The sequence below is a fragment of the Enterobacter soli ATCC BAA-2102 genome, assembly GCF_001654845.1.
GTDB classification, from domain to species: Bacteria; Pseudomonadota; Gammaproteobacteria; order Enterobacterales; family Enterobacteriaceae; genus Enterobacter; species Enterobacter soli.
On the sequence record NZ_LXES01000051.1, the window covers coordinates 181,534 to 204,062 of the forward strand.

General features: G+C 48.7%; 30 protein-coding genes. 2 read left to right on the plus strand and 28 right to left on the minus strand.

Annotated features, from left to right (window positions below):
• The first annotated feature begins 48 nt into the window (after positions 1-48).
• The gene (locus M987_RS21465; RefSeq protein WP_014071161.1) at positions 49-978 is read left to right on the plus strand and encodes a formate/nitrite transporter family protein; all 930 of its coding nucleotides are present in this window, start codon (positions 49-51) and stop codon (positions 976-978) included.
• A gap of 248 nt (positions 979-1,226) precedes the next feature.
• Here the strand turns inward: M987_RS21465 and M987_RS21470 are convergent, their stop codons facing one another.
• The gene (locus M987_RS21470) at positions 1,227-1,547 is read right to left on the minus strand and encodes a S24/S26 family peptidase (RefSeq protein WP_014071162.1); all 321 of its coding nucleotides are present in this window, start codon (positions 1,545-1,547) and stop codon (positions 1,227-1,229) included.
• A complete protein-coding gene (locus M987_RS21475; protein WP_014071163.1) occupies positions 1,547-1,786 on the minus strand; it encodes a hypothetical protein in 240 nt (79 codons plus the stop codon). The genes M987_RS21470 and M987_RS21475 overlap by 1 nt, the downstream gene beginning before the upstream one ends.
• 69 nt (positions 1,787-1,855) lie before the next feature.
• Between M987_RS21475 and M987_RS21480 the strand changes: the two genes are divergently transcribed.
• Complete coding sequence (locus M987_RS21480) at positions 1,856-2,296, plus strand: hypothetical protein (RefSeq protein ID WP_128738905.1); 441 nt, start codon at positions 1,856-1,858, stop codon at positions 2,294-2,296.
• A gap of 96 nt (positions 2,297-2,392) precedes the next feature.
• On the opposite strand, the gene M987_RS21485 is transcribed toward M987_RS21480, so the two are convergent.
• From M987_RS21485 to M987_RS21610, 26 genes are all read right to left on the minus strand, one after another.
• Entirely contained in the window at positions 2,393-4,408 is a 2,016-nt protein-coding gene (locus M987_RS21485) for a tail fiber/spike domain-containing protein (RefSeq protein WP_014071165.1), read from the minus strand.
• A 45-nt stretch (positions 4,409-4,453) separates the two neighbouring features.
• Positions 4,454-7,531, minus strand: a complete 3,078-nt coding sequence (locus tag M987_RS21490) for a host specificity factor TipJ family phage tail protein (protein WP_014071166.1) — start codon at positions 7,529-7,531, stop codon at positions 4,454-4,456.
• A complete protein-coding gene (locus tag M987_RS21495) occupies positions 7,528-7,908 on the minus strand; it encodes a hypothetical protein (RefSeq protein ID WP_014071167.1) in 381 nt (126 codons plus the stop codon). The genes M987_RS21490 and M987_RS21495 overlap by 4 nt, the downstream gene beginning before the upstream one ends.
• Before the next feature lie 10 nt (positions 7,909-7,918).
• Complete coding sequence (locus tag M987_RS21500) at positions 7,919-8,401, minus strand: DUF1833 family protein (protein ID WP_014071168.1); 483 nt, start codon at positions 8,399-8,401, stop codon at positions 7,919-7,921.
• Positions 8,398-8,868, minus strand: coding sequence for a hypothetical protein (locus M987_RS21505; RefSeq protein ID WP_014071169.1), 471 nt, complete (start codon positions 8,866-8,868; stop codon positions 8,398-8,400). The genes M987_RS21500 and M987_RS21505 overlap by 4 nt, the downstream gene beginning before the upstream one ends.
• The gene (locus tag M987_RS21510) at positions 8,868-11,288 is read right to left on the minus strand and encodes a phage tail tape measure protein (protein WP_014071170.1); all 2,421 of its coding nucleotides are present in this window, start codon (positions 11,286-11,288) and stop codon (positions 8,868-8,870) included. The genes M987_RS21505 and M987_RS21510 overlap by 1 nt, the downstream gene beginning before the upstream one ends.
• A gap of 3 nt (positions 11,289-11,291) precedes the next feature.
• The gene (locus M987_RS25340) at positions 11,292-11,546 is read right to left on the minus strand and encodes a phage tail assembly protein T (protein WP_041162097.1); all 255 of its coding nucleotides are present in this window, start codon (positions 11,544-11,546) and stop codon (positions 11,292-11,294) included.
• An 11-nt stretch (positions 11,547-11,557) separates the two neighbouring features.
• On the minus strand, positions 11,558-11,938 hold the full coding sequence (locus M987_RS21520) for a phage tail assembly chaperone family protein, TAC (protein ID WP_041162098.1): 381 nt from the start codon (positions 11,936-11,938) through the stop codon (positions 11,558-11,560).
• Positions 11,939-11,988: 50 nt separating this feature from the next.
• Entirely contained in the window at positions 11,989-12,471 is a 483-nt protein-coding gene (locus M987_RS21525; RefSeq protein WP_014071172.1) for a phage tail tube protein, read from the minus strand.
• Positions 12,472-12,524: 53 nt separating this feature from the next.
• A complete protein-coding gene (gp17, locus tag M987_RS21530; RefSeq protein WP_014071173.1) occupies positions 12,525-12,893 on the minus strand; it encodes a tail completion protein gp17 in 369 nt (122 codons plus the stop codon).
• Positions 12,890-13,375, minus strand: coding sequence for an HK97-gp10 family putative phage morphogenesis protein (locus M987_RS21535; protein WP_041162260.1), 486 nt, complete (start codon positions 13,373-13,375; stop codon positions 12,890-12,892). Before M987_RS21535 ends, gp17 begins: the two co-directional genes overlap by 4 nt.
• Positions 13,368-13,703, minus strand: coding sequence for a phage head closure protein (locus M987_RS21540; RefSeq protein WP_014071175.1), 336 nt, complete (start codon positions 13,701-13,703; stop codon positions 13,368-13,370). The genes M987_RS21535 and M987_RS21540 overlap by 8 nt, the downstream gene beginning before the upstream one ends.
• Positions 13,704-13,707: 4 nt before the next feature.
• A complete protein-coding gene (locus M987_RS21545) occupies positions 13,708-13,920 on the minus strand; it encodes a hypothetical protein (protein WP_014071176.1) in 213 nt (70 codons plus the stop codon).
• 68 nt (positions 13,921-13,988) lie between these two features.
• Positions 13,989-14,312, minus strand: coding sequence for a head-tail connector protein (locus tag M987_RS21550; RefSeq protein ID WP_014071177.1), 324 nt, complete (start codon positions 14,310-14,312; stop codon positions 13,989-13,991).
• A 35-nt stretch (positions 14,313-14,347) separates the two neighbouring features.
• Positions 14,348-14,602 carry a hypothetical protein gene (locus M987_RS24860; protein ID WP_162271229.1) on the minus strand — a complete coding sequence of 85 codons (255 nt, stop codon included), beginning with the start codon at positions 14,600-14,602 and terminating at the stop codon, positions 14,348-14,350.
• A gap of 92 nt (positions 14,603-14,694) precedes the next feature.
• Positions 14,695-15,903 (minus strand): phage major capsid protein, encoded by a 1,209-nt coding sequence (locus M987_RS21560; RefSeq protein WP_014071179.1) that lies wholly within the window; start codon positions 15,901-15,903, stop codon positions 14,695-14,697.
• 14 nt (positions 15,904-15,917) lie between these two features.
• On the minus strand, positions 15,918-16,568 hold the full coding sequence (locus M987_RS21565; protein ID WP_176408566.1) for an HK97 family phage prohead protease: 651 nt from the start codon (positions 16,566-16,568) through the stop codon (positions 15,918-15,920).
• Complete coding sequence (locus M987_RS21570) at positions 16,558-17,787, minus strand: phage portal protein (protein WP_014071181.1); 1,230 nt, start codon at positions 17,785-17,787, stop codon at positions 16,558-16,560. The genes M987_RS21565 and M987_RS21570 overlap by 11 nt, the downstream gene beginning before the upstream one ends.
• Positions 17,787-17,969 (minus strand): hypothetical protein, encoded by a 183-nt coding sequence (locus tag M987_RS25100; protein WP_014071182.1) that lies wholly within the window; start codon positions 17,967-17,969, stop codon positions 17,787-17,789. The genes M987_RS21570 and M987_RS25100 overlap by 1 nt, the downstream gene beginning before the upstream one ends.
• A gap of 11 nt (positions 17,970-17,980) precedes the next feature.
• The gene (locus M987_RS21580; protein WP_014071183.1) at positions 17,981-19,714 is read right to left on the minus strand and encodes a terminase large subunit; all 1,734 of its coding nucleotides are present in this window, start codon (positions 19,712-19,714) and stop codon (positions 17,981-17,983) included.
• Entirely contained in the window at positions 19,711-20,205 is a 495-nt protein-coding gene (locus M987_RS21585; RefSeq protein WP_014071184.1) for a phage terminase small subunit P27 family, read from the minus strand. The genes M987_RS21580 and M987_RS21585 overlap by 4 nt, the downstream gene beginning before the upstream one ends.
• Positions 20,206-20,336: 131 nt before the next feature.
• Positions 20,337-20,687: an HNH endonuclease gene (locus M987_RS24250; RefSeq protein ID WP_014071185.1), complete on the minus strand. Its 351-nt coding sequence runs from the start codon at positions 20,685-20,687 to the stop codon at positions 20,337-20,339.
• A gap of 108 nt (positions 20,688-20,795) precedes the next feature.
• Positions 20,796-20,984, minus strand: a complete 189-nt coding sequence (locus M987_RS21595) for a hypothetical protein (RefSeq protein WP_014071186.1) — start codon at positions 20,982-20,984, stop codon at positions 20,796-20,798.
• A gap of 210 nt (positions 20,985-21,194) precedes the next feature.
• Positions 21,195-21,761, minus strand: a complete 567-nt coding sequence (locus tag M987_RS21600; protein WP_014071188.1) for a hypothetical protein — start codon at positions 21,759-21,761, stop codon at positions 21,195-21,197.
• A complete protein-coding gene (locus tag M987_RS21605; RefSeq protein ID WP_014071189.1) occupies positions 21,758-22,198 on the minus strand; it encodes a lysozyme in 441 nt (146 codons plus the stop codon). The genes M987_RS21600 and M987_RS21605 overlap by 4 nt, the downstream gene beginning before the upstream one ends.
• The gene (locus tag M987_RS21610) at positions 22,185-22,526 is read right to left on the minus strand and encodes a phage holin, lambda family (protein WP_014071190.1); all 342 of its coding nucleotides are present in this window, start codon (positions 22,524-22,526) and stop codon (positions 22,185-22,187) included. Before M987_RS21610 ends, M987_RS21605 begins: the two co-directional genes overlap by 14 nt.
• Between the last annotated feature and the right edge of the window lie 3 nt (positions 22,527-22,529).

Genomic DNA, 22,529 nt, shown 5'->3' on the forward strand with positions numbered 1-22,529 from the left:
CATAAAAAATCGCTACTCTTAACAGAAAGATTCTTATCCGGAGCGGCTATGAAAGAAATTGGCGAAGAAAAAATCGGTGAGCAGAATGGCGACCATGAAGTCGAGAGTGAGGAAAAACGCCGCGGAAAAAAGATAGAAGTTGATGAAGACCGTCTGCCTTCCCGGGCGATGGCCATCCACGAACATATTCGCCAGGACGGGGAAAAAGAACTGGAGCGGGATGCCATGGCCCTGCTGTGGTCAGCCATTGCCGCAGGTTTATCGATGGGCGCATCGCTGCTGGCGAAGGGGATTTTTCATGTTCATCTGGCGGATGTGCCCGGCGGATTTTTACTGGAAAACCTCGGGTACACGTTCGGCTTTGTTATCGTCATTATGGCCCGCCAGCAACTGTTTACGGAGAACACCGTCACGGCCGTGCTTCCGGTGATGCATAGCCCTACGTCCGGGAATGCCGTCCTGCTGTTGCGCTTGTGGAGCGTGGTGTTACTCGGAAATCTTATCGGCACGGGTGTTGCGGCCTGGGCCTTTGAGTACATGCCAATATTTGATGAAGCCACCCGAGACGCATTTGTGAAAATCGGTATGGATGTAATGAAAAACACCCCTGCTGAGATGTTTGCGAATGCGATTATCTCCGGCTGGATTATCGCCACGATGGTCTGGATGTTTCCCTCTGCGGGCAGTGCGAAAATTGTGGTGATTATCCTGATGACCTGGCTTATCGCGCTGGCAGACACCACGCACATTGTGGTGGGCAGCGTCGAAATTCTGTATCTGGTCTTTAGCGGCACGCTGCACTGGAGCGATTTTTTATGGCCTTTTGCGCTTCCGACGCTGGCAGGCAATATCTGCGGCGGGACGTTTATTTTTGCCCTGCTGAGCCACGCGCAAATCCGCAATGACATGTCCAACAAACGCAAAGCCGAACTTAAGGCTCGGGAAGATAATGAAAAATCGGCAAAAAAAATGGACTGAATGGCGACTCTTTGAGCAGTCAGGCGGCGATGAGCTTAACGCAAAGTGTAAATAAGGCTATACTCGTGCCGCTTCGTCCCCTTAGTTAAATGGATATAAATTACAATAAACTCAAATTACTGTTTTTAAAGGATTTATATTCATTTAAACCATTTAATTTGTACCCATAAATGTACACAGAATTAACCATATCCTTGATGAGCGGTGTTACATTTATTTTTGGGAATACTATTTATACCAAGCCACAGTTAAATAACAGGTAAGCGATCATTGCTCACCATGTTCAGTGTGTGCGTCAGAACGCCGTGCACTGTCACATCATCCAGCGCATCACCTTCTATAGCTTCACCCTCTTCCGTAATCAGCGCCTGGCCATACAGTTTCACAAACTGATTTCTGCCATCCACGGTTACCAACAGCGTATCGCCGTTGCCCGCTCTTAAGGCTACGTTAATAACGGCCCACCCGCATGATGTTTCGATCACCCGGCAGTTTCCGTCGATGTCACACAGAGAATCGATTGTCAGCCGTTGTTCAACATAGTCAGTAGCTGGCGAAACAAACCCCATCAGAATACCCTCCCCATGTTACGTAAGATCCAGTAGCGGTTTTCGCTGTCGTCAGTTGTCTTATCAGCGAAGTCTGGCTGATAACGCTCAATCCACTGGTTTGCATCAGCTTGGGTAAAGTGCCAGTTCTTCTCTCGCAACTTATCGATGAAGGCGTTCGTGCTGAGATAGCGATAGCCCTTTGGGTTTAGCTCTACGGCTTCAACAAATGCAGCCTGTATCTCATACTGTCTTGGCATAACCAGACTCTCACAACTGTACATGCATACAGTATAATTGTAAGAGATAAGAGATCAAGTACGTCGACCTTGCTCAATGTTGATGCTAAAATTTTAAATCACGAAAATAACCTGGTCATAGATATGCTTAAAAATTTTCTCTTCCCAAGCGATGAGCTTAAAATGGCAAGGCGCATTGCTGACGCATACATCGAGCGCTCTGGGTTAGATCCGGCTGGTATTGAAGACATGGAAGATGGAGGTGACTGGCTTGGAATGGGTGACAGAATTAAGATTGCAGAAGTTAGAGATTTTAACAGGGATACTGGCAACTTTTTGCTGAAGTTTGTCACAACCGATGTTGATAATAAGGCTGCTATTAAATCAGCAATCATGAAAATTGAAATCATCAATGACGCGTACCAAATATCGTGCGGAGATAGCTTTGTCCGTGTAGTTAACTGTGATGACCCGTCTGTTTTATACCCCGCTATAGATTTAGCAATTAATAACTCTACATCAGTTAAATAAATAGCCGTCCATGGCTTTATATTTAATTGTGGCATTACTTTTATTGAAAACGTGCTGAGACACATTATCTTTTTGCTTTAAACAACCTCGGCACGTTTAAGCTGAATAGCCTCTAACAAAGTTCACAATAGTTGTTAAATATGGTGTTACGTCGAACGAATGCCCGCCTGTAATCCCATCTACTTTGGATATTTTACGTGTGGATATTCCTGCTAACTTCATCATTACATCTCTGTTTTCTGTCGGCAATACTACAGTGTCATCACTGGCAGTTAGCCACAACTGCGGGATGCCGAAAAAATCATCTGGCCTTTTAAGAACCGGGTCAAAACCTGCGGTTTTGGTGTCATAATCGCTACCATCACTCGCGATGTTATAGGCCTCTTTAATATCTGCTGTTAATACTGAACTATTGTAGCAAGACTTTAGGTTTGCCGTAGGAGACGTTCCTACAAAGCAACATGGAACGCCAATACTTTCACTTATAAGTGAATTGAAAAATTCAATCCCACCCATCGAATTTACGAAAGCACTAAATGCACTGACATTATAATTTAACAAGAGATAGCGATAAGCCGAATAATACGCAGCCTGTGCCAGTGTGTTCCCCCAGGTATTATAATCCCCGCTAACCGCTGCACTAATAACAATAAATCCAGACGCAACGAAGGCTTTGCTTATCTTGTCATAGTTAGCATTCGTTGCCCATGATCGTTCGTTTGTGCCATTGCCATGGAATAGCATTACAGCCGGTCTAGGTTTACGGCTGTCATAACCAATAGGTGTAACAATACGGAAATCATTTGTGCCATCACCTGTCCAGACAATCGACGGGTAGTTACCCTCGAAGTTACTCTTGATGGTGGCATTGGAACCTACGCCATAGCAAAGAGACTGTAAGCTGGAGCCAGTTAACTGGCGCGCATCCGAGTTGAAGATGACAAAGTTATTACATGATTTAGATGCACGAGTAACGCGTCCGACATACTCATATCCCAGTGCCTCACCGGTGTGGTGTGCAGCAAAGGAAATGAAGTTATCATCAGCAACAATTGTTACTTCATACAAGCCTGCAATAGGCACCGTGGCATTAGGAATGCTGGTAACTGAACCGTTAACCAAGAGCTTGACAGAGTTATAGCTAAAGTAAATGCCAGCACCATTGGACAGGCCGGAAGATGGAGCCGCGCCAGGAGCATCACTACTAATACCAATGAACGTGCCACCACTATAAGTGCTTACACCATCGTTAACATAGTTAACCAGGCAGCGAAGACGGAACTTACCAGTAGTACCTGCATTAAGTGCGCGGGACATACCAGACAGACCGGCAGCACCATTACCATATACTTTATTGGCAGACACCTGCATTACAGTAGTTGTTGATCCTGTCCAGCCAGATAAGTTTGTGAAATTATCCTCATAGATAACTTGATCTGCCCAACGTGCGTATTCTCTGGAACCACCCTGGCTAAGTAGTGCAAGGTGTCGCATAAGCATTCCAATTTTATGATACTTTAATCCGAACGCGTCGGTATCAGCCCATAATGTTTGTCCGTTAACAATATACGAACTCCCTGCAAGTTGGTTGCTAGCTGGAGGGAGATTATCTACGGAAGTAGTGGAGGCTACTACCTTGCTTAAATTAGCACCAACTGTACCAGGGTTATATGAAATGGCATCATCAAAACCAATGATCCCTGCCCCAGACTGAGCAGCAAGTGCAGAGCGAAGCGCAGCGTCACCAATCCCAACCCATGCATTTACACCAATACCACCAGCTGTAGACGGCGTTGAACCTGAAGGTACCACTTTTGGAAATGCTCCACCCCAGCGGTAATATTCCCCAGTGGATGTATCACGCAATGCCTGATTAGGAAGTGTTAAAGTTGCGCCTGCCTGGAAAGAATCAACAAGAATCCATCCGTAATTAGCTATCGCGTTTTGGTTCATCACCTCAATGCCACGCCATGTCAGGCGTGATTTACCGAAACGGTCAGCCCATTGCTCATTAGCCTGGTCATTTACCAGGTGATCAAGGTTTTGCGAGTTATCATACAGGTCGCGAGGATCAGTTGAACCGAGTGGATTGTTCGTGTTGTAAGTGGTCATGCAAACTCCAGACGTAAAAAAACCCGCCGAAGCGGGTTGAATTGTTTAGGCGACATCACCGGGGTAAGTCGCATCGTCGTACTGATATTTACCAGGGTTGTACTGGATAGCCGTTACGTCATTTGTGCCATCGCTGCCAGGTGATATTTCTGCCATCAGGGCATCATACCCAACACGTGTTGATGAACAGAATAAAAGGTGCGGCGGTTCGACAGATGGATCATCCATTATCCAGCTCTCGGGAGACAGTTCAGAAGAATAAGGAACTGTAATCGTGTAATCATCGATTCTGGTTGGCGTAAGCAAAACTGATGCCTTACCCTCCTGATCCCTGATCACCACGCGGGGGTTTGGGAATGTCCAGTCAGGGGCCTCACTGAGAGTCAGTGTTACCTTGCTACTGTCGTAACTCATGTCCTCAATGAGGCAACTAAGCGTCAGACTGCCAGGAATATCATCTGCAAAAATGACCCTGTCCATAAACTGATAACACAGGGCATCCATCTCAGTAGAAACATCGTGTGACAAGCGCTGTAACTGATACCCAAGAAGACGCCGCATACCAATACGATAGGCCCTGTCCTGGTCAAGAACACCATCAAGTGTATAGCTCTCGACTTTTACCGGGGTCGGATTATCCGGCAACCGGCACTGAACTGTTTCTTCAGCCCAGGTCAGTTGATTGATATATGTAACATCAACGCCGTCATAATCATCTTCATTAGGGGCCTTAAATGAAGTTGTCAGTTCTGATGTTGAAGCCTGCGGCGTTATCATCCCAGACCAAGGCTTAACCCCTTCCCTTCCAGCTGAGGCCATACCATCAGAAAGCAGAAAGTAACCCATCCCGGCATTTGTGATTGTCTTGAGCATGTCCAGCGCTGAAACAGTATCAGTGGTGGCAAAGTCAAACGTTTCGCCGCGAGGTGTCCAGTACGTAGTTTCTAGCGTGTCGATTGCAGTCCTGTCGATCTCGTTTTCCTGATAGCCAAGAGATTTCAGAACGTGATAAAGGGCGGCGCTGATGCTGCGTACTTCACCTTCTTCATACTGACGTGTAGGGGTTACATTAATCCTTCTGTCGGACTGAGCACCAAGCCGGTTGCCAGTTCTTATGCTCAGCGCAATAGTGGTGATATCGCGGTACCGGGTCGGGCGTTTAAGTAGCCTTGATCTTAACGCCTGCCAGTAACACTGATCGCGTGTTGAACCACCATCAGGCGGAGATTTCCTGCGCATCCTGATTTCATACTGTGCAGGAGTGACATTAAAGCCCTCAGTGAATCCAATCTGGTCTTCAACATTCCGGGAGTAAGTAAGTTCAGCACTCGTCCAGGTTGATGCGCCTGGAATGCGATACTGCACAATGATACCTACCGTGACAGAACGCTTCTTCCCTTTGCTGTTATAACGTGAAAGGCCATTCTGAAAATTAAGGTTAACCTCAATTCGGTTTGTCGTTTCACCATCAGGGCACGCAAGGAAAGGGCCTATCCAGTCGTAATCATCATTGATACCCGTGACAGAACCATCCAGTACCGTACGCTGAATAAAGCCAGGCCAGGTGGGATCATCAGTCGTAATTGTGTTCCCTGAGGAATCAACCGTTACCAGTACGCGGCCAACTGTAATAGTCAGCCCGGAAATGGCGGTGATTTTGTAACTGTAATCGGTAGGGTAAAGCGTCAGGCGCTGGGAACCTACCGGAATCCCGGCAAACTTTGTCCCCGTTGCCGAGTCGTAAGCAAGACGTAAATTAGCCGGAACCGCAGCAGTTCCCCCTGTGGATTTTACGCCTGCGGTATCAACGGGCGTGCTACCGAACACACTGGACGGAAGAGCACTGTGAGTAATTGACCCGCCAGCATACGGGCTGCTTTGTTCGTCGATCACAACTCTGCCAGAATTATCACGGGCACGTAATCCTGAAACACTTATCTGGCTGGTAATGGCATTTAACAGGCCGCTCATCGTGACGTAATTGCTTGTCAACGACACGGTATAAGTGACAGATTTCCACGTGATAGTGAACGTCTGGGGCGAGCTCGTAAAATCATAGGTGGTTGGTGAAGCACTGGCAGCAATACTTGCCGTACTCCCACCTACCCCAGGAACGGCCGGAACAGCGGCGCTATAGGCTGCAACATAGAGATCGAAGATATCGTTGTTTAGCTCCAGCGTCATGGCCATACCAACAACCGGGGCCATCTCTGAAACAGAGCCATAAATCACACTGTACCCACTGTTCAGATCAATGGTGTATGTGTCAGGTGCTTCAATATCAATGATCGTCCCGGTAGTCCATGCTGGCGGGATTTCCGTATCATCATCACTGGAAGACGAACCAATCAGCGTGACTGTATTGGTGTTTAGCAACAATCCATCAGCCACAACGCTGACTGTATCTGGTCCACTTGAACCGAGATCAAGCCCTGCTGTTCCTGACGTCGTATTGCCAACCTCAGGAGAGTTAAACCAGTTTTCAGAACGGGCATCACCAGAGACATCTGCGCCTGGAGGATAAATTGTATAGGAGATATCTGAACCGAAAGCAGAAAATGGAGTGTTTCCGACCCGTAATTCTGACGAAGGAAGCGTCACATCACCCACGCTGATTGCCAGAAACATACTGGTTATCAGGTCTTTTTCATTCGAAAAGCGGCTTACAGGCTGAACAACATAATCTGGCCAAACCCGGTATTTCCCAAAAATCTCGCGGATAGGATCACCAAGTTTTGCGCTGTTTGCCTTTGCCGGGTTAAGGTCAATCTGATCACCATTGCCAGGCTGACTATAACCACCAGCCTGCATGTTGCTCATCATGAAGATAGAGTACGCAGCACTGGCTACAGCAACCCCCACGGCAACCCATGCGACAATTTCAAGGCCTGTGCCATATGGAACCGGGTAGATGCATACGTTGCATTTTTCGGTGATAACCCGTGCGGCCCACTCGCTGACCGGAACAGGTTCCCCGTTTACCTCAACTGAAATAGGGTGCGGCCTGTCAAGTTCCCAGCCTTCAACGTTCTGTGAAAACCAGGTTGCCAGAAAGGTTTCACCGTGTTCGTGCGTTTCAAGTGGCTCGCCGGGTAATCTTGATGGGTAGATTCTGATCGTCACTGGTAATACTCCACCTTCACAAATCTACGTTCAAAGCGGGATAAGAGAGTAAACGTCACGTTTGATTTTGGATTGCACTCTGCTGCATAAAGCACACCACCAATATCAACGACAATCGCAACGTGGGTTACCATCCCGGCAGAATAACAGGCGATACCGGCACCAGCGGCAGGCTCACATTTTGCGAGCTCAGACATTAGCCCTCTTGCTTCACGGTCGAGCCCATTTTCATCCTTCGTCACTCCGGCAAACTCAGGCCATAACGTAAGGCCCAGGTCCCGGCGAATTTCGTTTACTATTCCAAAACAGTCGAGTTCAGGATAAGCGCGGCCGCCCTTCAGCCAGATGACCGAACGGTATTTGTCAGGATCAAACATTTGATAGTCCTTACGTCAGATAACGAAGACCAGGGAAATCAGGAAGGGTGTAACGGTATCGCGGCCACGCAGTATCAAGGATATTCATATACCCTGCCGTAATCTGAACTTCGGTAGCTGTCCATGACCCGTTTTTAATTGCCAGGGTATACGGCGGTGCAGCAGGCGCGGATAAATCTGTTGAAACATAACGCCGAAAAGTAAGGCTGGCGTTCTTCAGATTATTAAGAGCATCCCTTATAGCAGTCGATACAACACCGTCGATATTGCTGATAGCAAACTTCAAGTCCTGAGTGCCATCGGCATTGCGGGAAGGCAATGCAATATCAATCGCTGACCCAACAAACGTTGCCTGCGCACCAGTTTCGAGAGTTACGGTGATATCATCCCACCCGCGAGTTAACCAGTAATCAACACCACCAACGGTTATCTGTAGGGTATCAATGATCACCTCACTCCCACTGCTGGCATAAAGCCTGTTCAGAACAGTCATGCTTCTGGCCACTCCCTGTTAAGTGCGAGATCAATAATATCCATCCCGGATATAAACCCTGGGAACTCGCCCCATGGTGGCGGCAAGAGAGGACGTTCATACAACTCAAGCTGTGCCGTGTACTGCCAGTAATTCCCACCAATGATGTTCGGCCCCTGATAGATATCCGTGAACCGGCAAACCTTTGGCGATTCACCACCAGGCGTTCGAAGTTTCATGTTGAACCATGCGGAACCATCCGTGAGGGCATCGCGGTACCATGCCTCAAATGTTTGAGCCTCAACGTCTGTAAGGGTCCAGATAACGCTCGCTATTGTTGGAGTGGAAATATAACGGCGGCGCTGCCTGGCTCTGCCAGATGTCAGAGTGGTTCGAAGCAAAGGGCTTACCGGTTTTAATCCATATCCCTCCTGAAGAGGGACAGGAAGATAATCGTGCGGATAGGTTATGTTGGTTGTGATTGCCATTAGCCCCTTTTCCTCGATGTTGTCCATCCGTTATTCAGAGCCTTGGAAGCTTTCCCTGTTCCTGATGAAAGGTCGTTTGCAGTCATTTGATGCCCGAGCCTTGCACCACGGGTAACTGCATCCTCAATAAGGTTAAGGGTTCGTTGGTCGGGATCACCATGAATCTCTATAGGCACAGTAATATTCCCGGCCTGCTGGGGCGAAGATTGTTTATTAACACGATCCAAAGTGGCATCCAGTTTTGCGCTGGTCTTAGCTGTCGTAACCCTTTCGCCTTTCTGCAACAACCAGGTTCCTGTCTCTGGCACGCTATCCATACCATCATGAGCCATACCAATAGCGGAGATGTTGGTAACAATGCCAGCTGTTGCAGCTGCAACAGAAGCCATCGCCGCGAGGTTGTAAGGGAACGGGTTAGCCGCCGCCATCGCAATACCCTGCTGAATAGCAATCATAGACTGCGCGATAGCCACTGCCTTTTGAGCTACAAATGCCGCTTTATATACTGCTGATTGTTCACCAAAGGCTTGTTTAGTGAGGTCTACCATTGAACCAAGACCATCACTGACACTGCTCAGCATTAACTGATTACGCTGATCATTCAGGGCCTGAAGGCTTTCATCATGCTTTTTCTTCAGCTCAAGCTCTTTGGCATCCCACTCTTCATTCAGATCGGATTGCGACTGCCGGTATTCATCCAACATTCCAAGCTGGGTTGAATACCAGTCCTCCAGTTCCTCCTGGGCTTTATCGACCTTACGTAACTCACCGCTCTGGCCGCCGAACATTGGATCGATGCCTGAAAACTCCGGAGCTTTTTCAAAAGCGTTATCAGAAATTGCTTTTGCAGCTTTGGTGTAATCATCTTCGTTGGTCAGCCCAGCGTCTTTTGCATCTTTCAGAAGACTGACACGGGCACGAGTTAATTCGAGGAGTTTTTCCTCAGGAGTAAGCAATTCCTCCTGAAGGTCGCGGTATTTTTCCAGCAACTTATATTTATCAATTTCAGATGCAAGCCCTTCAAGCCTGGTTTGCTGTTCCTTATTGATACCAACAAGTTTCCCGGAAGAAATATCGAAACGCAGTTTTTCAAGCTCGGTAGCTTCTTTCGTTTTACCGTTGAGTTGGTCGGTTAATGCAATCTGCCTCAGATAGCTTTGCTCAATGGTTTTATACGCGTTTTCAACTTTATCTACCGGGGCTTTTGTTGGCTTGCCGTTCGTTCCACCTGGAGGAAGAGAGAAAGGATTATCTGTACCAACTGTAGCGGCCCCGAGAGGAAGATTACCCATTTCAGGTTTCGAAAGTTTATCTCTCGTTTGTATGAGTGTGTTCAGTTCATCATTGAGCGCTTTAACGCTGTCATCTCCTCCGGTGAACCAGGAGAACATGGATTTGCCCTGAGAGTAAATATCCTTTCTTCCCTCAAGGTTCTTTTGCAGGTATGCAATACGCTCGTTAACCTGATCGATATTGTTCAGGTCAATCTTACCGCTCAGGGCGGCAAATCTATTGCCAGTGCTTGCCGCGAGTTGTCCAGCGCCCGCAGCCGCTTTAACAAGCCAGCCAGCGAGTTGGGCTACTTCAGATACCAGATCAGAAATTCCCTGTAGCACAACAGGATCTGTTAATACATCATGGAGTTTATCAAGCGAATTCTGCAACGGAGTAAGGTCGACTTTTGCCAGTCCTGCCGCAATCTCCATCTTAAGGCCAGCAACCTGCGCCTCCATGTCTTCGAATAACTGATTAACCTTCACCAGGTCATCAATCGAAGAAGGGTCAGGCGCTACCCCATAGTCTTTTGCCAGATCAATAAACTGCTTCAGTTTTTCGTTATTGTTATCAAACAGCGGAAGCAGTTTTGACAGGTCATTACCAAGACTTTCAAGGATGGTTGTTTTTTCGGCATTGGTGCCGATTTTCCCCAGGGACTCACCAATGGCCAGAAGCTGTTTGTCAGGACTGACCTTTGATAATTTTTCAGCAGACAAACCAAGAGCATTAAGGGCATCAACAGCCTCACCTGATTTATTCAGGACAGCATCACCAATCTTATCGCCAATATCCTTAAAGATATCAGCCATCTGATCGCCGGATACACCTGCCTTTTCAGCAGCGAACTGCCAGGCTAAAAGCTCCTGTGTCGACATCCTTAATGACTTTGCCCAGCGATCTGTTTCGGTAATTTGCTTGGAAGTACTTTTCAGCAACTGAAACCCAGCCGCACCGACAGCCAGGCCGGCAGTTACTGCTGCCGCTCCTACTCCAGCTAATGCAGCACCAGAAGCCGCAGCGTCTTCCTGAACCTGTTTACTCCATTTTGCAGAGGCGCGTTCTGCCTGGTTAAGACCTGAAACAAATCCACCCGTTTTTGCAATCAGGTCGATAGTCAGTGTACCGAGATTTTTACCAGCCATAGTTTATGTCCACTTCTTCATGGCCTCTTCGAGAGTGATCGCGGGCGCGTTGATGTGGGGGGTGAAGTCGGTAATGGTGAAAGGTGGGGTATCTTTTCCACGATTGATATTTGCCAGCACAGAAGCAACCAGACCTGCGGCCCATTCAATTCGCATCATAGGATTAAGGCTGCCATATTTAGATCGATATGCAGCCCACACTTGGTATTCTCTTATGCTAATGAATTCCTGAGCTTCGGCTATGGTCTTCCCGCCAATACCGTTAAGGACTAATTCACACCAGAATTCGTCTTCTGCGCTGAGTTCTCCTTTCCCATGCTGTTCACTTCCTGAATGGCCACCAGAAGCGCAATAGTCAGGTTACCATCTAGCGCACCGCGCTCAGGATCAGCGTGGCCGGTAACATCGTCCGGAGTAAGAACAGGGTTCCCATCTTCGTCACAGATTGAAGATGCAATACGACAGGCTACGCCGTCAGATTTCCCATTCATGGCAAGCAGATCAAATTTGGTAGAGTGAAAGCCTAGGGGGCGAACGTACGTAGTTGCAGTGTGCTCTGCGCCATCTTTATCTTTCCATGTAATTTCTTTTTCTACCGGACGACCAGTAAACGCACCTGAGTTTTTAAGAGCATCGAGAGTCAGCTTCATCATTATCTTCCATTAAAAAGCGGGAGTGATTGCCCCCGCATGTTTACTCATTAACTCCCGGATTCGACCTTACGAACCCAGATCCCAGCTCCACTGCGCTGAAGAGTTGCGGCCGTCGTTACAACGGTGTTCTGCTGCCAGTCAAAGGGGAAGTCACTGACATATGCCTGGAAGGTGTACCAGGTCCTGTCGGTAGGCAGTTCCATTTCCCCGCTAACGAGCGTTGGTTCGCTTTCTCCATCAGACCAGCCAATTGCCCACTGAATAACTTCATCCTGGTATTGATCATCTTCAGCAAGCTGCCACATTAGGAAATGCGATTCGTTTTTCGGGTCGGCGTTAATCGTTGCCGATGCTTGTCCTGGCGTGCGTAGCCCCTTCTTGAACTTCTTACTGTTACGCTCGCTCAGACAAGTATCTTCAATCTGGTCAGCCGGGTTGGTACCAGGGTTAAAGTTTGTAATGCATTCAATCTCGTGGATCACCCCACGAATTAACCCATACAACTGGGTTCCCTGCGTCAGTACAGACATAGTTATCTCCGGACATAAAAAAACCCGCCGAAGCGGGTTTGTGGAAGGTTACTTTATCGAGGTACTATCCAGTCGACATCAAATGAATAGTGGTAACTTTTGGTTTCATCATCCCTGTCCTGCTCACCCCACCTGACGATATAAGCATGAGGCTCGATAGCATCACGTAATGCTTCGGCAACAGAGATTACTTCTTCTGCACTTTTTGCATACACGTCAACCTGAATGGAAAATGAGTCAGCATCTGGACGCTGCTTTAAATAGTTTTCAGGGCCACCACCCGGCAGGTTTGTCCACACGGCATAGGGATAAACAACTTCATCCGTCTGTAGTTTAAATGGGTACAACCTAACCGGATTTACACCAAGCAGATTAACAACGTCAGAACTTGCAGAGCATATAGGAAATATTGGGGCTATCATGCTGATGTTCCCTTTTTCTGAGCACGTTTAATAGCGCGATCTATACCGGCTTCAAAGCTCACAGAGAAGGTTGTAAAAACCTCATTCATTCGTGAGTTTGCAGCTGCTCTAACCAAAGGTTTAGGTGACATCTTTTCGGTACCAAACTCCAGTAAACGCCAGTGAGGCGTGGGAGCATCTTTTGCCAGGCTTGGGTCTTTTTTCAGAACTGCTCCCTGAAGAATTCCCACCCTGAAAGCCAGATCACCTGTTTGTTTAAAGCGTCTGTTATTCCAGCGAACGGCAGCATTATCTGAGATTTTACGGGCGGTGTGCGGGTCGTCTAAACGCATGGCGTTCTGTTTTACCTGTTCAAGGATCACATTAGCCGCTTTTCTTAAAGCTGCCCTGCCAGACTTACGCTTAGTCTCGTTTTGTATGGCATCCAGTTTTCCCAGTAACGAATCAATACCAGTAAGTTTAAACTCGACACCGTCAGCCATCATTTACCCCCCCCCCAGAACAGGGTAGTGTCAGGTATTCACGGCCGCTTTTCGCATCAGGTAGTACACCCTCGACATTATAAATAACCCCGCGAAATAAGATGCGATGTTTGCGTGTAATTCCGGTTCGGAATCGAATAGTAATTCTTGTTGTTATTTCACCCTGTGATGCCTGAGCCGCAATAAACTCCCGAGCTGATAAGGGGGATACTTCGGCCCAGATGGTTGCGACATCTCTCCAGTTATTAATTACGGCTCCCGTTTTCGGGTTCTGTTCTTTTACCGTCTCCTGAAGGGTAACCCTGTGACGCAATTTCCCGGCCTGCATAATATTACCCCCTGACTTTCTGGTTAAGATATTGAGGCTTTACATCATCTAAAGATGTAACTTCAACTCCATCCTCCTCTACCAGTGATTGAATAATTGCATCGCACAGTGCCATATTTGATTCAGCCAGACGGTTTATCGCTTCCGTCTGCTCTTTCTGCGCTGCTGTTTGTTCGCTCAGCGCTGCGATCAGCGCGTTTACCTGTTGCTCGTTCATAGGCTATTTTCGTCCACTTTTTTAACCATTCACGCCGACGGCGACACCCTTCACAAGCCATTTTCACCTCATGTTCCAGGGATTATCCGGTACGGTTTTAGAATTGCCTCAACCCCGAATGGCAATGTGGTACTGATATTCCCGATATTTACTGGCTCACGGTTTTCATACCAATGCGAAACCAGAAGCATTAAAGCCAACTTGATATCATCAGATACCAGCAAACCATCAGGGTCTTCTGCGGGCACTTCATTCTCATAAAGGCGGCGATTAACAATGATTTCTGAATGCTTCACTGAGGCATTGAGGTATAGGGATAGCATCTGATCTTCAGTCGAATCATCGCTATCAATTCGACACTGAAGCCGGAGTTCTGGAACAGTTGGAAACATGCTTTGCTCCATACAAAAAACCCGCTAACCGCGGGTTATTTTTTTGATTTCTGCGGAGCTGGCTGCTCTGGCTGCTCTGGCTGCTCTGGCTGCTCTGGCTGCTCTGGCTGCTCTGGCTGCTCTGGCTGCTCTGGCTGCTCTGGCTGCTCTGGCTGCTCTGGCTGCTGATCAGCATCAGGTTTTTTTTCACCACCTTCAACTGTATCAATAACCCCCAACTCTCCCGCAATAACTAAAAAGCGATCCGGTAACTCGCCATCCTGATACGAACCGGCTTCAACAACTTCCAAGCGACAGCCATCAGGGGACCACTTAACATTCTTTTTAAGTATGAACATAACTTAATCCTGTAAAAATGGGGGGCTGTCGCCCCCGTGATGAATTAAGCCCCGGAACCAATCTGGAGCAATTTAATCGCCTGGGAATCAGCCAGCATCCCACCAGTGCGCTTGGTAGTGTAAAAGCCGACAAATGGCTTATTGGTGTACGGGTCGCGGAGAATGCGGGTGCCAATACGATCAACAATGGTGTAACCACGTTTGAAGTTACCGAATGCAATTGCTTTAGCATCAGCCGCAATGTCAGGCATTTGTTCATTCTCAGCCACACCGTACCCGGCAAGAGTCGAAGGCTGACCAAGTTCAAGACCAGGACGCCACAGATAATTGCCTTCAGAATCTTTCAGGATTCGAGCAGCGAACAGACTGTTGTTGTTCATCATGAACTTAGCGCCGTTACGGTGTACTTTTCGCAGGGTGTAAACCAGCTTGATGATCGCATCAGCAGTCAAACCGGAAGTAGCACCTGAGAGAATGTGCTGAAGAGTGCCGAACGCGCGGGTTTTATCATCATCCAGTGATGACGCATAGGCCAGAAAACCTTTTGGCTTTTTGGTGCCGTTACCGCTGGTGAAGGCAATCTCTTCCTGCTCTGCAAACTCAATCGCCAGTTCGCTGTTGATCCAGTCTTCAACATTGAAGAATGCGTCATCCAGCATTGTTTGAGTGGCTTGCGGGTTACCGTAGATTTCCCCCATAAAAGGCTCAATCTGACCGAGTTTGGAGGTGTTAGTTGCAGGACGGGCATCGGTTTCACCGACCCAACCTGAAGCAGACCCGCCGAGGTTAACCAGTTTTTTATAGTTTGCGCCACCGACTGTGATAGTCGTCGCTTCCTGACGCATCACGACTTCGTCTTTCAGAAGATCAAGAATGGCGCGGTCCAGCTCTTCAGGAACAGCAAAACCGCCATCTTCATCAACACCTACCTGTAACGCTTTACGTTCCAGGTCGCGAAGTCCATCATCACTCCCCTTACGCATAAAGGCCATAAACGCAGATTTATGTTCCCCCGCAAGCTTACTTTGGGTGCCGCCGCCAGGACGTTTAAGCTGTTTCAGCTCTTCTTCCAGAGAGGTTTTCAGTTCGTCCAGAGCACTCAATTTCCCATTGAGGGTTTCAACTTCACCGGCGAGCTTGCCTTTCTCACTTTCAAGCGCATCAATGCGCTTGTCATTTTTAGAACGGAAGTCGTCAAACTTTGCCTGCAATTCCTGCGCGACCTGCTCTACGTCTTTAATTTCAACAGCCATAGTTAAACTCCTGATTAAAATTTGATGTTTTTCAGTGCATCCAGTGCGCTCACCACGTCACCAGCATCACGCTGGGATAGTGAGCCATAGCCCCCGGCCATGAATGCTTTGGCCTGGGTGCGTGAGAGCCCAACATCGCGCAGGACTCGTTCAATACATTTCTGTGATGGGATTTCACCGCGAGCAACAGCGCTTTTAACATCGCTGATTCGCGCCTCATCGTTTGATGGGAACGTCACCGGGCTGACTTCCCAGAGGTCGATCTCCTTGAGGAGAAAAACCTCTTTCGTCCTGTCGTATTCCCAGTCTTTCAGCATGTAACCAATAGAAAGGCCGGTTAAAGAACCGGCCTTCATGTGGGCATGTGCTCGCTTTGCCAGAGGATCGTCATCAATCAGCAATCGACCTTTGACGTATAACCCGACCTCATCCTCTTTCATGTCTGTATACACCCCGATGGGTTCATCCATCTGGTGCTGCCAGAGCATTGCCGGGAGAGTGTTTTTCTCTCGCCATGTTTGAAGTGATTTACTGAAAGCGCCAGGAACAACTACATCGTCATAGCTGTCCTTAACGCCGAAAACGGAGCCATAACCTTCGAATTCTCCGCTATCGCTTACAGACTTCAGTTTCAACGGAATATCCAGCCGCTGTTTAGTCATCAGCATTTTGCTGCTCCTCAGTGGTTTTCTGCTTGCTGCCATCAGACGGCTTTGTCGTCATGTTCATCGGTGTCAGGTAAACGTCTCCCCCTGTTCTTGGGTTGAGGTCCTCCAGTTCACGACAATCATTAGGCGAATAAATGCCCCAGTTGATACCGGTTGCATACGATTCGAATCGGGATTTCATATCCCCGCGTAACAGCGCGCCTGCGTTGAATTTTGCGTAGAAGGTGCCCTGCTTTGACTCCTTTACCAACCCAACGTTAATGCGTTGCTCAATACGGGTCATGTATGGCACTAGCGAATAATTGATAAACCCAATGCCGAGATTTTCGATATTACTGAAAGTTGCGCGATCAGTATTTTGTACCAGATGAAGAGGTACGCGGAATAAGCGACAAATCTCCTCAAGCTGGAATTTCCTTGTTTCAAGGAACTGACTATCTTCAGCATTGAGAGCCATAGATTTCCAGTCGAGCCCCATTTCAAGGATCATCGGTCGGTGGGCATTACTTAACCCAAGATGGCGGTCTTCAAAGTCTTTTTTCAGGCGGTCATACGCCGCATCGCTAAGAGTTTGCTCGGTTCTTAAGACACCCGTTGTCACCGCACCATTACTGAATAATCGTGCACCGTGTTCTTCAGTAGCCATCCCAAGAGAAATCGCCTCTCTGGCATAAGCCACCGGATTAAGGCCGACCAGACCGTCAAGGGTCAGTGTCCTTACATGCCAGATATCATCCTGACCAAGAACGTCTGTAGACCCATCGGGAAAAGTCACCATGTAAACTGGTTGCCACTGGCTGTTTAGCTTTGGTTGGACGCAACCCGGATCGAGTGGAAGTAGCTCAACTACCTCCCCCAGAGCTTTTACCTTGTAAGCGTAAAAGTTCCCCCGCAGACAAAGACAAACGATAACGAGCTCCCAAAACTCCTGTGGGGTCATATAGTCGTTAGGCTTCATTGACAGCAGCTTGTAAAGGCGCTCTCCCGTTGCTTTCTGTTTTGTGTTGCCAGAGGATTTGAAAAGGTTACATGGCAGCATTCCCATCGATTCTGCAAGAACCCTTACACACCCAAAAACTGCCGTCAGACGCATAGCTCTCTGGCTGCTGACACGCTTTCCGGTATAAGTGTCGTAAGTCATTCCCACCGCTTCAGCCAGTTCTGCCGGTGATGTTACTGGCTGGCTACTTTTTGCAAACATTCCGGGGAAAAACATCAGTCACCTCCCGTAGAGTTCGTCGCCGGAGAGGCAAGAAATTTAGCCATTAGCCATGACCAGACGATGCACAACAAGCCACCAGCAATATAGCCTGCTGGCTGATAAACCATCCATGCACCAAATGAAAGCAAAAGGGCACCCATCACTCCAACCAGAGGAGTGAGAATTTGAAGGATCATAATCGCCTCGATTAAAGTGAGCGTATGCCGTGGGATTCAATGCGGTCGGAGAGTGTGTCCTCTTTCTCAAAGAGCATCGAACGACCAATCGCCATAATCAATGCGACCGCGCCATCGATTTTGTTTTCATTCTGCTCTTTGATGGGTCTGACTACATCATCGTTACCTGGCAGATATTTTCCGACCACATTACTGATACACCAGCTCATGATAGGGTTCCCATCGTGATGGAAACGGCCAGACTCAATGGCAGCCTCAAGCTCCTTCATCGGGTCAGACATGTTGGTATAGTTCTGGGTTATCGTGATGGGGTTAAGCTTTTCGTCCGCAAGATCATGTGAAAGGCCTGTCGCCCCAAATGGATCTATAGGTGACTCGCTAACCGGGTTCAGTTTGTTCGCCGCCTTTGCTTCTTCAAGAATGTAGCGGTAATCAACCTCTGCCCCATCCGTTACTGTCAATACACCCAGCTCAACCCATTTCTGAAAGCGCTCAGCGGTGCGGCGGTCTTCGTTTTTCTCAACACTATAAACAGTGTCATAGGGAACCCAGAATTTAGGAGCAACACAGTAATAGTGAGTCTTCTCGTCTATCTCCCGGGTGAACAAACGCACCATGCTGTTCATATCCAGCTTTCGTGCCATATCAAATGCCAGGACACATGGCTGCCCCTCAAATTGCTCAAGGGTAAGGGTTTCATCCTCACAGCCTTGCCACGATACCAGGTTGAAAAATGCCGCTCTTGCTGCAACCCAGATATTCAGATGCTTCGTTTTAAATACACCTGCCTGGCGGGCATTATTTACAGCGCGTATTTGCTGGCTGAGCAGAAAATCACGATACACAGACACCCCCATATTCGGGTTTGCCTTTTCCAGAACCTTAGGGTCCGTCCAGTCGTCGCCTTCATCCACTGTATAAATCACGCCAAACAGCTCTTCATTCGGGACTGTGCCATTTAGCATTTCGATCACTTCACGGCGCTTGTCATAACAAGGCCCTTCGATGTTATATCCCGCTGTCGTTATCGCCCACATCAAGGGCTGACGCCGCGCTCCCATACCTGTCAGCATGGTGGTATATAACGCATCCGTTGGATGTTCATGGTATTCGTCAACAATGGCGCAGTGTGGTGATGCCCCGTCCCCAGGATTACCAATCAGCGGCTCAAAGCGTGCTCCATCTTCCGGTCGGTTAAGGTTAGAGGCGTTTACTTCTATACCGAACGCTTCCACCAGCAGAGGAGTTCGCTTGCACATCAGGCGTGCTGGTCTGAAAACCTCCCATGCCTGCTTCTCTGTCGTGGCACCTGAATATACTTCGGCCCCAAATTCGTTATCACAGGTGAAGCAGAACAACGCCACGCCAGCTGAAATTGCGGATTTACCGTTCTTGCGCGGAATCTCAGTGTAGACCTCGCGGAACCGGCGAAGCTTAGTTCCTTTCTGTACCCAACCAAATGCACAACACACTATGAACAGCTGCCACGGCTCCAGGGTTATCGGCATCCGTTTGAATGCCCATTCGCCCTTTGTATGAGGCAAGAGTTGAATAAACTTCGCGGCTTTCTCCGCCATATCCTTGTCAAAGCGGTATCTGAATTTTCGGCTTTTCTCCCTGGCCATATCGTCAATATGACGCTGGCAGGCATGAATGACATACTGACACGCCGGAATTTTCCCCCGCACAACGTTGCGGGCGTACTGGTTCGCGGCGTTAACGTTTGGGTACGATTTCCGGCTCATGAGTTAATCATCTTCAGGAAGGGGTTAGAGGTTTTCTTCTGTCCAGCGAGCCCGATTAGGCGTTGACGGCTGCTTGGATCAAGACCAAGCATTGAACCGGTAGAGCTCATTTCCGATTCCTGTTCTTTCTTGGCTGTCAGTTCAGGGTTTTTAATTTTCCCGCCCATAGCGCCGAAGATAGAAAGTCCATCCGAGGCAATATTCTTAACGGCCCTGCGCCAGAACTCGTAAGCGACACACCAGCGTTCGAGTACAGCCAGGTCTGTAACACAGAGCAGCCCCTGACCACATAACTCTTTTGTTGTCAGCTCCCACATGATCGCTGCGAGAGGGAGATCATCCTCTTCAAACCACTCCGGTGGTGCCACACCCTTAATCGGGGTAAACACCGGTTCGTCTTTATTCAGGGCTCGCTTTCCGGGGTTTCCAGCCAGCTCCTTTCGCGCCGTTGGCTTGGGTCGACGCCCGGAACGCCCCGCCGTTCCAGCCATAAGCAACACTCCTGGTTAAATTTCATTTTTCGCGGGTATAAAAAAACGACTGAGGCGGCGGTCCTTTGGGCGGCAGGTTCCAGAGATTTGACCCGCCCCTCCCCCGTGGCTGATGGAAATGATAATGATTATCATTTGATTCGTTCTCGCCCTGTTTTGGTGCGATGGCAGGGCCAGCAGAGGCTTTCGAGGTTCGCGTCATCATCAGTACCGCCATGTGCCTTTGCTTTGACGTGGTCCACCGTCCTGGCCGGTACTACACGACCACCGCGCAGGCAGTTCTGGCAAATGTGTTTATCACGCATCAGCACTCGTGCACGGATGATGTCCCACTTGCTTCCATACCCACGTTCATGACGGCTCTTACCCTGCTGGTGCTGTTGCCACCCTTCATTACGGTGCTTTTCGCAGTATCCTGAACGGTCAGTAGTTGTACCAGGACATCCACGCTTCCTACATGCGCGAGGGATCAAAGCTGGCATAGTTCATCCTCACAGGCCAGATTATCCCTTGTGAGGGATATTTAGTTCTTTATCCCTTTGAGGGGATAACCATTATCAAGCCCACCAGCAGGTGAGCTTTGTAATGGCTTAACCCAACTTGGCGCGCACCAGTGCATCTTTGGCTTCGAGCAGTTTGCGGAGGCCTGCTGACTTTTCCGCACCATCCGGCAGTGATTCATCCATCAGCGTCGCAAGATCACCAATTGGTTTGCTCACTTCCTGCAAATGTGCTGGGAGATGTTGATACGCAAAATACTTCATGATTGGAGATGACATTCTTAACCCTCATTTAGTAAAAAGCCCCGCTATTGCGAGGCTATTGGTTACCCTGTTCGCTGGGCCAGCGCCGGTTGCCACCCGGTCTACGGCGGGGGATTCATTTAGGCCAGTGGATGAAAAACATAAGACCAACAAAGGCACAGACAAGCCCGACAAAACCGACTATGCCAATTATCGCCCAGACCAGAATTGTGCCGATGGTTGCAATCATCTTTCACCCTCTAATGGTGTCTGCCGCTGTTTCTCTATGTCACGAATCCCAGCGAAGTTGTTATTGCCCTTTTCAATAGTTGCCAGCAGCGGCTTAATCCAGAGAACAGCCTGACAGTAGGTTATTGAGCCGGGGGAAGTGGCACTATCATTGGCTGCGTCAGCGTTGCTGGTATCGGGGTGCATTGCGCTGGCACGTAAACGGTTCGCGTATTCGAGCAACCCACCAGCAACATCAGCAGGAACAGGCAGATCACAGGTTTTTTCACGGCGGAGAATCTCCCGGTATTCGATAACGGTGTTATCGGTGCTGGCATCAATCAGTGAATTGTTGCGGCTGGCGTTTTCGGCTACCTGGTTATAACGGTTAAAGTTAAGAGCCTGTGTTGCGATAACCGTCCCCTGCAAAGTGTTGTCATTTCGCAGAACGTCATTATCACTCTGCAACGTAGCGACATCAGATCGGCTATTTGCCAGCAGGACACAAAGCACGGCAACGACGATAATCACAACCGCCAGCGCTATTGAGCGCCATGCATCTTTGATATCAGCAAGGGTAATCACGACAGGAACAGAGCACGCTCCGCCTCACGCCGCCTGGTCAGCCCTTTCAGGGCTTTGCCACCAGCTTTATTCCAGCTCATGAACTCAGCGGCAGCGCCAGTGTAATCACCGGCGTTGAGTTTGCGCAGCAGTGTTGAGGTCGACAATGAGCGAGCGCCAAGGTTATACGTGAATGCTACCAGCGCATCGAACTGTCCCTGAGTCAGCCCGACTTTAACCAGGCGAGAAACATCACTTTCATAGCTTACCAGGCCGGTCTTCAGCAGGCGTTCTGCCGTCTCCTGCTTAATGGTCATTCCGGCGCGGATTGGTTTCCCATCTACAGGCTGAGTCCAGCCATAACCGATCGTCCAGACGCCTACGCTGTCCTGGTAGGCGGTGAGTTTGCAGCCTTCGAACTCTTTGATGAGGGCAATACCTTTATCACTGGTTTGCATCGCCACCTCCGAATCGAGAACTAAACACCCTGCCAGCTACAGCTTTAACCTGCTCAACACCAACAAAGCCCAACGCGCCACCGATAGCGATTGACAGAGATTGAGGAAGGTTAAAGTAATCAAGAGCTGATACAGCTGTAAGAGTTAGCGCTCCGCAAATAGAGCCCTCCAGAATCATTTTCTTCCAGCCGCCACCGCCGTAGGCAATTCTCATGGCAGCCATGACCACCGACAGCAATACGGCACCCATCGGCGTTTCACCGCGCCACCAGCTGTGGAGCAGTTCAATAAACTCCGTCCAGGAGTGGGGATCGTTATGCATTTTCATCGT